Annotated in this window: 11 protein-coding genes and 1 pseudogene; 10 read left to right on the forward strand and 2 right to left on the reverse strand. The window is 68.0% G+C overall.

From position 1 onward, the window contains the following. The 6 genes from folP to WAX14_RS09540 form a co-directional block, all read left to right on the forward strand. On the forward strand, positions 1–788 hold a 788-nt coding region (gene folP, locus WAX14_RS09515; protein WP_422627840.1), incomplete at its 5' end, for a dihydropteroate synthase. Continuing rightward, positions 785–1714, forward strand: a complete 930-nt coding sequence (locus tag WAX14_RS09520; RefSeq protein WP_422627841.1) for a glucosyl-3-phosphoglycerate synthase — start codon at positions 785–787, stop codon at positions 1712–1714. The genes folP and WAX14_RS09520, both read left to right, overlap by 4 nt. Positions 1715–1742: 28 nt before the next feature. Next, complete coding sequence (locus WAX14_RS09525; protein WP_422627842.1) at positions 1743–2225, forward strand: DivIVA domain-containing protein; 483 nt, start codon at positions 1743–1745, stop codon at positions 2223–2225. Further along, positions 2222–2794: a DNA-3-methyladenine glycosylase I gene (locus tag WAX14_RS09530; RefSeq protein WP_422627843.1), complete on the forward strand. Its 573-nt coding sequence runs from the start codon at positions 2222–2224 to the stop codon at positions 2792–2794. The genes WAX14_RS09525 and WAX14_RS09530 overlap by 4 nt, the downstream gene beginning before the upstream one ends. Before the next feature lie 147 nt (positions 2795–2941). After that, positions 2942–3109 (forward strand): DUF3117 domain-containing protein, encoded by a 168-nt coding sequence (locus WAX14_RS09535; RefSeq protein WP_011211259.1) that lies wholly within the window; start codon positions 2942–2944, stop codon positions 3107–3109. Between the two features lie 128 nt (positions 3110–3237). Further along, a complete protein-coding gene (locus tag WAX14_RS09540) occupies positions 3238–4107 on the forward strand; it encodes a methyltransferase domain-containing protein (RefSeq protein ID WP_422627844.1) in 870 nt (289 codons plus the stop codon). 21 nt (positions 4108–4128) lie between these two features. Here the strand turns inward: WAX14_RS09540 and glgA are convergent, their stop codons facing one another. Beyond that, a complete protein-coding gene (gene glgA / locus WAX14_RS09545) occupies positions 4129–5298 on the reverse strand; it encodes a glycogen synthase (protein WP_422627845.1) in 1170 nt (389 codons plus the stop codon). A gap of 104 nt (positions 5299–5402) precedes the next feature. Here glgA and glgC point away from each other — a divergent pair, with 104 nt between their 5' ends. Beyond that, on the forward strand, positions 5403–6617 hold the full coding sequence (glgC, locus tag WAX14_RS09550; protein WP_422627846.1) for a glucose-1-phosphate adenylyltransferase: 1215 nt from the start codon (positions 5403–5405) through the stop codon (positions 6615–6617). Positions 6618–6636: 19 nt separating this feature from the next. On the opposite strand, the gene WAX14_RS09555 is transcribed toward glgC, so the two are convergent. Further along, positions 6637–7272, reverse strand: coding sequence for an O-methyltransferase (locus tag WAX14_RS09555; RefSeq protein WP_422627847.1), 636 nt, complete (start codon positions 7270–7272; stop codon positions 6637–6639). 264 nt (positions 7273–7536) lie between these two features. On the opposite strand from WAX14_RS09555, the gene sigE reads away from it, so the two are divergent. The 3 genes and pseudogenes from sigE to WAX14_RS09570 form a co-directional block, all read left to right on the forward strand. Further along, the gene (sigE, locus tag WAX14_RS09560) at positions 7537–8217 is read left to right on the forward strand and encodes an RNA polymerase sigma factor SigE (RefSeq protein WP_422627848.1); all 681 of its coding nucleotides are present in this window, start codon (positions 7537–7539) and stop codon (positions 8215–8217) included. 16 nt (positions 8218–8233) lie between these two features. Continuing rightward, positions 8234–8587: a zf-HC2 domain-containing protein gene (locus tag WAX14_RS09565; protein ID WP_422627849.1), complete on the forward strand. Its 354-nt coding sequence runs from the start codon at positions 8234–8236 to the stop codon at positions 8585–8587. A 128-nt stretch (positions 8588–8715) separates the two neighbouring features. After that, positions 8716–8941, forward strand: a pseudogene (locus tag WAX14_RS09570) (serine protease); the annotation flags it as partial.

Consider the following 8941-nt stretch of genomic DNA (forward strand, 5'->3'; position numbering starts at 1 on the left):
ACTCGTTCTACGACCGCGGCGCGACGTTCACGGACAACGCGGCGCTGGCCGCGGTCGACCGAGCCGTCGCGGAGGGCGCAGATCTCGTCGACATCGGCGGCGTCAAAGCCGGACCGGGTGATGTCGTCGACACGGCGGAGGAGACCCGGAGGGTCGTGCCGTTCGTCGCGGCGATCCGAGCCCGCTATCCGGACGTGATCATCAGCATCGACACGTGGCGATCGGACGTGGCCCGGCGCGCGGTCGCCGAAGGTGCCGACCTGATCAACGACACCTGGGCGGGCGCCGACCCGGACCTCGTCGCGGTCGCGGCCGACCTCGGCGCCGGAATCGTCTGTTCGCACACCGGCGGCGCGGTGCCGCGGACACGACCGCACCGGGTGCGCTACCGCGACATCGTCGGTCAGGTGACGGCCGAGGTGGTCACCGCAGCAGAGAACGCGGCCCGCGCCGGAGTCGCGGCGGACGGGATCCTCATCGATCCGACCCATGACTTCGGTAAAAACACCTATCACGGCCTCGAGTTGTTGCGCCGTGTCGACGTTCTGGTGAAAACCGGGTGGCCGGTGCTGATGGCGCTGAGCAACAAGGACTTCGTCGGGGAGACTCTCGGGGTGGAACTCGCCGACCGCTTGGAGGGCACATTGGCAGCGACAGCACTGGCCGCCGCGGCCGGCGCACGGGTGTTTCGCGTTCACGAGGTCGCCGCGACCCGCAGGGTCGTCGACATGGTCGCGGCGATCGCGGGTACCCGCCCGCCGGCCCGGACGACCAGGGGGCTCGCATGAGCGCGCCGGTCCGCACCTGGGACGAGACCAACAGCTGGGACCAACCCGGCTGGACCGTCGCCGAACTCGAGCGCGCGAAGGCCGGACGCACCGTGTCGGTGGTGCTTCCCGCGCTGAACGAGGAGAAAACCGTCGGTGGAGTCGTGGACACCATCCACCCGCTCCTCGGTGGCCTTGTCGACGAACTGATCGTGCTGGATTCGGGCTCGACCGATGCCACCGCCGAACGTGCACGCGCAGCGGGTGCACGCGTGCTGTCCCGTGAGGAGGCCGTGCCGGGGATCGATCCGATCGCAGGCAAGGGCGAGGTGCTGTGGCGTTCGCTCGCAGTCACCACAGGCGACCTGATCGTGTTCGTCGACTCGGATCTGATCGCACCGGACCCGGCGTTCGTGCCGAAGCTGCTCGGCCCGTTGCTGCTCGGTGACGGTGTCCACCTCGTCAAGGGCTACTACCGGCGGCCGTTGCGGCTCAGCGGTACCGAAGACGCGAACGGCGGCGGTCGGGTCACCGAACTCGTGGCGCGCCCGTTGCTGGCGGCACTGCGCCCCGAACTCACCTGCATCCTGCAGCCGCTCGGCGGCGAATATGCGGGTACCCGCGAACTGCTGACCTCGATCCCGTTCGCGTCCGGCTACGGTGTCGAGATCGCCCTGCTCCTCGACACCTACGATCGGCTCGGGCTCGGCGCGGTCGCGCAGGTCAATCTCGGTGTCCGTAAGCACCGGAACCGGCCGCTGTCGGATCTCGGTGTCATGAGCCGGCAGATCATCGGCACGATGCTGCGCCGCTGCGGTATCCCCGATTCCGGTGCGCCGTTGACTCAGTTTCTCGTCGACGGCGACTCGTTCGTGCCGGTCGCACGGCACGTCGAGCTGACCGATCGGCCGCCGATGAACACCGTGACCGGCAGCCCCGGGATCTGATGTCGGTGGTCCGTGCCAAGATCGGATCATGCTGACGGTTCTGCTGTATGTCGTCGTCATGGTGGTTGTCGGCGCGGTGTTGTTCGCCGCCGCGAGCGCCGTGTTCGGCCGAGGAGAAGCCTTGGCGCCGATACCTCCGGGGGCGACGGCGACCGTGTTGCCCGCCGACAACGTCACCGGAGTCGATGTGCGCGACCTGCGTTTCCAGCAGGTGGTGCGGGGGTACAAGGCCTCCGAAGTGGACTGGGCGCTGGACCGCCTGGCACGCGAGATCGACGGTTTGCGCGTCCGCCTCGCCGAGTACGAGAGCGATCCGGAGTCGCCGGCAGGTGACGTCGAGGTGGTCGAGCCGGTGAGCGGCGGGCAGGTGGGCGACCGTCAGGCAGGTTGGGATGCGAAGCATGTCGATGCGGACGCCGAAACCGAGGCGATCGCGACCGATGCCGTCGCTGCGCGCGCCGTGGCTGCGCGCGGTGAGAAGCCGGATTTCGGATCGGACGATGCACGATGAGCGCCGAGGGCAGGGTGCGGTGCCCCTGGGCGGTCGACGTGCCCGGTTCGACCCTGTACCGCGACTACCACGACGAGGAATGGGGCCGGGAGGTACACGGCCGTGACGAGCTGTTCGAACGTCTCTGCCTCGAGGCGTTCCAGTCCGGATTGTCGTGGCTGACGATCCTGCGCAAACGTGCGGCGTTCCGGGAGGCGTTCGCCGGATTCGACGTCGATGCGGTCGCCGCGTTCGGTGAAGCCGATGTGGACCGACTGCTCGCCGATTCCGGAATCGTCCGGAACCGGCGCAAGATCGAGGCCGCGATCGCCAACGCCCGGGTGGTGCTGGAGTTGACCGGGACTGACCTCGACGGCCTGTTGTGGTCGTTCGCTCCGCCGCGTCGCACGGCGCGATTGGAGACGGTCGCGCAGGTCCCCGCGATCACCGACGAGTCCACTGCGATGGCCCGCGAACTCAGACGCCGCGGTTTCCGGTTCGTGGGCCCGACCACCGCGTATGCGTTGATGCAGGCGACCGGAATGGTCGACGACCATCTCCTGGATTGCCGGGTCCACATGGACGCTTGACCAGAGGCAGGGGAGCCACACCGGAGGCAGCTACCCGGTCGCTGCCCGGATAGGGAAGAATGAGAAGTCGAGCCCACCGATAAACTGTCCGGGCACAACGGTAACCCAGGCGCTCAGGCGTGAGCGCAGATTTGGAGGGAGCAGAGGATGGCGGCCATGAAGCCCCGGACCGGGGACGGTCCCCTCGAAGCAACCAAAGAGGGACGAGGAATCGTCATGAGGGTTCCACTCGAGGGAGGCGGACGTCTGGTCGTCGAGCTCACACCGGACGAGGCTGCGGCCCTCGGTGACGAACTCAAGAGTGTTACCAGCTGATCTGTCCGATTGCGGATGATCCGGGCCCTGCGTTCCTCGGTGCGCGGGGCCCGGTCGCGTGTCCCGGACGGTCTCGTGTCCCGGACCGTCTCGTGTCGCGACCAATTGTCGACCTGTGAGGAGTGTCGATGCTCGATGCGGTGATCGACCTGCTCGCATGCCCACAGTGCGGTCACGGTGTGGAACTCGACAGGCTGGATCTCGACAGGTCGGATCTCGGCGGCTCCGCCCTACTGTGTGAGAGAGGCCACAACTTCGACGTGGCGAAGCAGGGCTACGTCTCGCTCCTCACCGGCGCCGCGACCAAGTTCTCCGGCGACACCGCCGACATGATCGCAGCACGTGGCGACTTCCTCGCCGCCGGCCACTACGACCCGATCCGTCACGCTGCCGCGCGGGCATGCGGCGCGTCCGGAACCATTGCTGCTCGGGTCCTGGAGGTCGGTGCGGGAACCGGCCAGTACCTTGCCGTCGTGCTCGACGAGCTGCCGGACTCGCGCGGCATCGGCGTCGACGTCTCGAAGCCCGCCGTGCGCCGCATCGCACGCAGCCATCCTCGGGTCGGCGCCGTGCTCGCCGATGCGTGGCGCCAGCTTCCGGTGCGGTCCGGTTCCGTCAGTCACGTCCTGTCGATCTTCGCGCCGCGCAATGCAGCCGAAACCCATCGGGTTCTAGAACCCGGCGGCAGGCTCGTCGTTGTCACACCGACGAGTGAGCATCTGCGGGAACTGGTTGCCCTGCCCGGCATGGTGCAGGTCGACGACCGCAAGGCACAGCGTCTCGGCGCGGCATTGTCCGGTGGCTTCGACCGTGCGGACCGTCGCGAGGTGCGCTTCTCGATGGCATTGCCGCACCCCGACCTCGCGCTGCTCGTCGGGATGGGGCCCTCGGCCCACCACGTCACAGCGGATCGGCGCGCGGCGCTACTCGCCGGGCTGCCGGAACCGTTCACGGTGACGGCGTCGGTCGCCGTGTCGGTCTGGACCCGCCGCGACTGAAGCGAACCGGCCGGAATCCGGTCAACCGCGCGTGGTGAGGTCCTGATAGACGGCGAGCGTTTGCCGCGCGATCTGCGCCCACGAGAACTCTGCGATCGCGCGGTCGCGGCCGGCACGGCCGAGTTGGGCCGCGAGATCCGGGTCGAGTGCAACCTCGTCGATGGCGGCCGCGAGGGATCGCTCGAAGACCTGCGGTTCGTACGAGTTGTAGTGCACGAGCCGTCCCGTGACGCCGTCGGCGACGACTTCCGGAATGCCGCCGACATCGGACGCGACCACCGCGGTTTCGCAGGCCATCGCCTCGAGGTTTACGATCCCGAGCGGTTCGTATACCGAAGGGCAAACGAATACTCTTGCTGCCGAGAGTATTTCGCGAACCGACTCGGTGGGCAACATTTCTTGTACCCAGAACACACCGCCGCGATGACGTCGCAGTTCCGCGACCGCCCGTTCGGTTTCGGCGGCGATCTCCGGAGTGTCCGGAGCGCCCGCGCACAGCACCAGCTGGATCTCCGGATCGAGGTGGTGCGCCGCCGCCACCAGGTGGCCGACGCCCTTCTGCCGGGTGATGCGACCGACGAACGCGACGATCGGCCGGTCCGGATCGACCCCGAGCCGCTCGAGCACCGATTCGGTTCCCTCCGCCGGTCCGGGATGCCACACCCTGGTGTCGATACCGTTGCGGACCACGTGCACCTTGGCTGGGTCGACGAACGGGTAGGCGTCGAGAACATCGAGCCGCATCCCCGCGCTGACCGCGACGATCGCGTCGGCGTACTGCACGGCATTGCGTTCCGACCACGACGAGATGCGATAGCCGCCGCCGAGCTGCTCGGCCTTCCACGGCCGCCGTGGTTCGAGTGAGTGGGCGGTGAGGACATGGGGCACGTCGTAGAGTTCGGCCGCGAGGTGCCCGGCCAGGCCGGAATACCAGGTATGCGAGTGCACGACGTCGACTCCGCCCGCCGCGTGCGCCATCCGTAGCTCCGCCGAGAGCGTGGTCAACGCGGCGTTCGCACCGGCGAGCGCCGGATCCGGATCGTGGACGAACGCACCCTCGCGGGGCGCGCCCATGCAATGCACGTCCACCTCGCACAGTCTGCGCAGCTGTGCGACGAGTTCGGTGACGTGCACCCCGGCCCCGCCGTAGACCTCAGGCGGGTACTCCCGCGTCATCATTGCTACCCGCACCCGCTCAAACTATCCGGCCGGCGAGGTTCCGGCCACCGGGGTCGTTCCAGGGCCGAAATGTCGCATAGCTGGCGGCACCGGGGGGCGGCGGATAGGTTGACTGTGTGAGGAGCCAGCCACATGTGCTTGGAATCGTGCTCGCCGGCGGCGAGGGCAAACGCCTGTATCCGTTGACCGCGGACCGGGCCAAGCCGGCCGTGCCGTTCGGCGGAGCGTACCGACTGATCGACTTCGTGTTGAGTAACCTGGTGAACGCGGGTTACCTGCGCATCTGCGTGCTCACGCAGTACAAGTCGCACTCGCTGGACCGGCACATCTCTCAAACGTGGCGGCTTTCCGGTTTCACCGGTGAATACATCACGCCGGTTCCCGCGCAACAGCGACTCGGACCGCGCTGGTACACCGGCAGCGCCGACGCGATCCTGCAGTCGCTGAACCTGGTGTACGACGAAGACCCCGAGTACATCGTGGTGTTCGGCGCCGACCACGTCTACCGCATGGACCCCGAGCAGATGGTGCGCCAGCACATCGAGTCCGGAGCCGGGGTCACGGTCGCCGGGATCCGGGTGCCGCGCAGCGAGGCCTTCGCGTTCGGCTGCATCGACAGCGACGAACAGGGTCGCATCACCCAGTTCCTGGAGAAGCCCGCGCATCCGCCGGGTACCCCCGACGACCCCAACGTCACGTTCGCATCGATGGGCAACTACGTGTTCACGACCAAGGTGCTCGTCGAGGCGCTGCGTGCGGACTCCGAGAACGCCGACTCCGACCACGACATGGGCGGCGACATCATTCCGGCGCTCGTTGCGCAGGGGGCCGCACACGTCTACGACTTCAACGACAACGTCGTTCCGGGCGCCACCGAACGAGACCGGGCCTACTGGCGGGACGTGGGGACGCTCGACGCGTTCTACGACGCACACATGGACCTGGTGTCCGTGCACCCGATCTTCAACCTCTACAACAAGCGCTGGCCTATCCGGGGCGCCGCCGAGAATCTGCCGCCCGCGAAGTTCGTGCAGGGTGGACTCGCACAGGAATCGATCGTCGGGGCCGGCAGCATCCTGTCCGCCGCGACCGTCCGCAACTCGGTGCTCAGCTCGAACGTCATGGTCGAGGACGGTGCCACCGTCGAGGGCAGCGTGCTCATGCCGGGTGTGCGGATCGGCAAGGGCGCGGTGGTACGGCGCGCGATCCTCGACAAGAACGTCGTCGTCGGTGACGGCGAGATCATCGGGGTCGACCTCGAGCGCGACCGTCAGCGGTTCGCGGTCAGCAACGGAGGGGTCGTCGCCATCGGCAAGGGCGTGTGGATCTGAGAGTTGAGGCCGCAGCCGGTCAGCTGATCCGCACCGCGCACAGCAGGCCGTCCCCGAGGGGGAGCACGACGGGAGCGAGGCGATCGTCGGCGGACACCGCGCGTGCCGCGTCCCGGACCGACAGCACCGTCGCACTCCGTTCGGCAGGGTCGGCGACACGACCACCGAGCAGCGCATTGTGCAGGACCAGGACACCACCGGGACGCAGCAGGCGAACGCCCTCGCGCACGTAGTGCGGGTGATCGGCAGGGGTGGCGTCGACGAAGACCAAGTCGTACGCCGAGTCGGCGAGCCGCGGCAGTACATCCAGGGCGCGGCCGTTGATGAGTCTGGTACGCGACGCCATGATGCCCGCTTCGCGGAACGCGTCCTTCGCGGCACGCTGGTGTTCGGGCTCGCTGTCGATGGTGGTGAGCACACCGTCCTCGCGTAGGCCGTGGAGCAGCCACAATCCGCTCACCCCGGCACCGGTCCCGATTTCGACGACCGTCTTCGCATCGAGCATGCGGGCGAACAGGGCAAGAGCGGCGCCGACCGACGGAGAGATCGGATCGGCGCCCAGGTCCACGGCACGTTCCCGCGCCGCGACGAGCTGCTCGTCTTCGACGACGACATTCTCGGCGTGGGCCAGGATCCGTTCGGCATTGGTCTGCACGGGTCGAGGCTAGCGTCGAGGCGGCGTCGGCGCAGGCAGGCGCGCACGACCGGGGGGAGGAATTCTCAGGCCCGCCTCAGGTTACTCACATGGGCGACACATGGCGATCGGGGAGGGTGAAGTCACGACGCACAGCAGACCGCGCGGCACCGATCGACGGCGGTCACGCACCGGCCGGGAACAATCCGGCTGCCCCAGGCGTTCGACGGGGTACGTGACACATTCTCGATCAGCGGTCCCGAAGAGGAGGATCCAGCGATCCACATGGTCGACACCTACACAAGCGACAACCCCCGGCTCCGTGATTCCACTGCTCCCGCCGCCGGTGTTCTCGATGGCGGTGTTCTCGACAACAGCGGTGAGAACGTCGCCGACCTGAGCGGCACCGCGGTGTTCGACGCTACCGGTGACCGTGCGTCGATGCCGTCGTGGGACGAACTGGTCCGTGAGCACGGTGACCGCGTGTACCGGCTTGCCTACCGTCTGTCCGGGAACGCACAGGATGCCGAAGACCTCACCCAGGACACGTTCATCCGAGTGTTCCGATCGCTCCAGAACTACCAGCCCGGCACGTTCGAGGGCTGGCTCCACCGCATCACCACGAACCTGTTTCTGGATATGGTGCGCCGGCGGAACCGCATCCGGATGGAAGCGCTACCCGAGGACTACGACCGAGTTCCCGCGGAAGGCCCGAATCCGGAAGAGATCTATCACGACGCGCGTCTCGATGCGAACCTGCAGTCTGCGCTCGATTCGCTCGCGCCGGAGTATCGTGCGGCGGTGGTGCTGTGCGACATCGAAGGACTCTCGTACGAGGAGATCGGTGCCACACTCGGCGTCAAGCTCGGAACGGTGCGCAGCCGCATCCACCGAGGTCGCCAAGCGCTGCGCGAGCATCTCCGTGAGAATGCGGAGAACGAGTCCGGCCGAGTCCGTGCGGGGTAGCCGCCAGGAGGGTTTGATGACGATGGCGTACCCGCCCAGACAATTCGGATCCACCGAACATCTCGCGAGCGAAGCGGTCGCGGCATACGTCGACGGCGAACTGCGGATGAACGCGTACCTCCGTGCCTCACAACACCTGTCTGTCTGCGCAGAGTGCGCCGCCGAGGTCGACGCGCAGCAACAGGCCCGGCACGCCTTGCGCAACGCCGCCCTTCAGGCCCCGCAGATGCCGAGTTCGCTGCTCGGCGCGCTCACCGACATTCCCACCCATCTTCAGAACATGCCCGCGCGCAACACACCGTCGCTGCTGTCGGGCCAGGATCAGGTGTGGCCGGTGGGACGACGCTGGTCGATCCGCAGGCGCCGTTGACACCCGAAGCCGCCCGCCGCGACCAGCCGTGGCGGAGTCGGTAGTGGCACCGCCGCCGCGATCGGTGATACTGGGCTATCGGTGATACTGGGCACCGTGACTGACCACGACGGGGGAGACGGACACGCGTGAAGGCGGAATCAATACAGTCCGGGCGGCCCGCCGCCGAGCAACCGGGGCGGCCCGCCGCCGAGCAACCGGGGCGGCCCGCCGCCGAAGCCGGCAGCACCGTCGCCACCGCAGCGATCGAACGGCCGGCGGATGCGCCGCGGCTGGAACCACGGCCGGTGTATCGGCCCGCCGTCGATCCGTCGTCGGCCCGCATCTTCGGCCGCCCGTCCGGAACCGCCGGGC

The organism is Rhodococcus sp. (in: high G+C Gram-positive bacteria), assembly GCF_049299235.1.
Taxonomy (GTDB): domain Bacteria; phylum Actinomycetota; class Actinomycetes; order Mycobacteriales; family Mycobacteriaceae; genus Rhodococcus.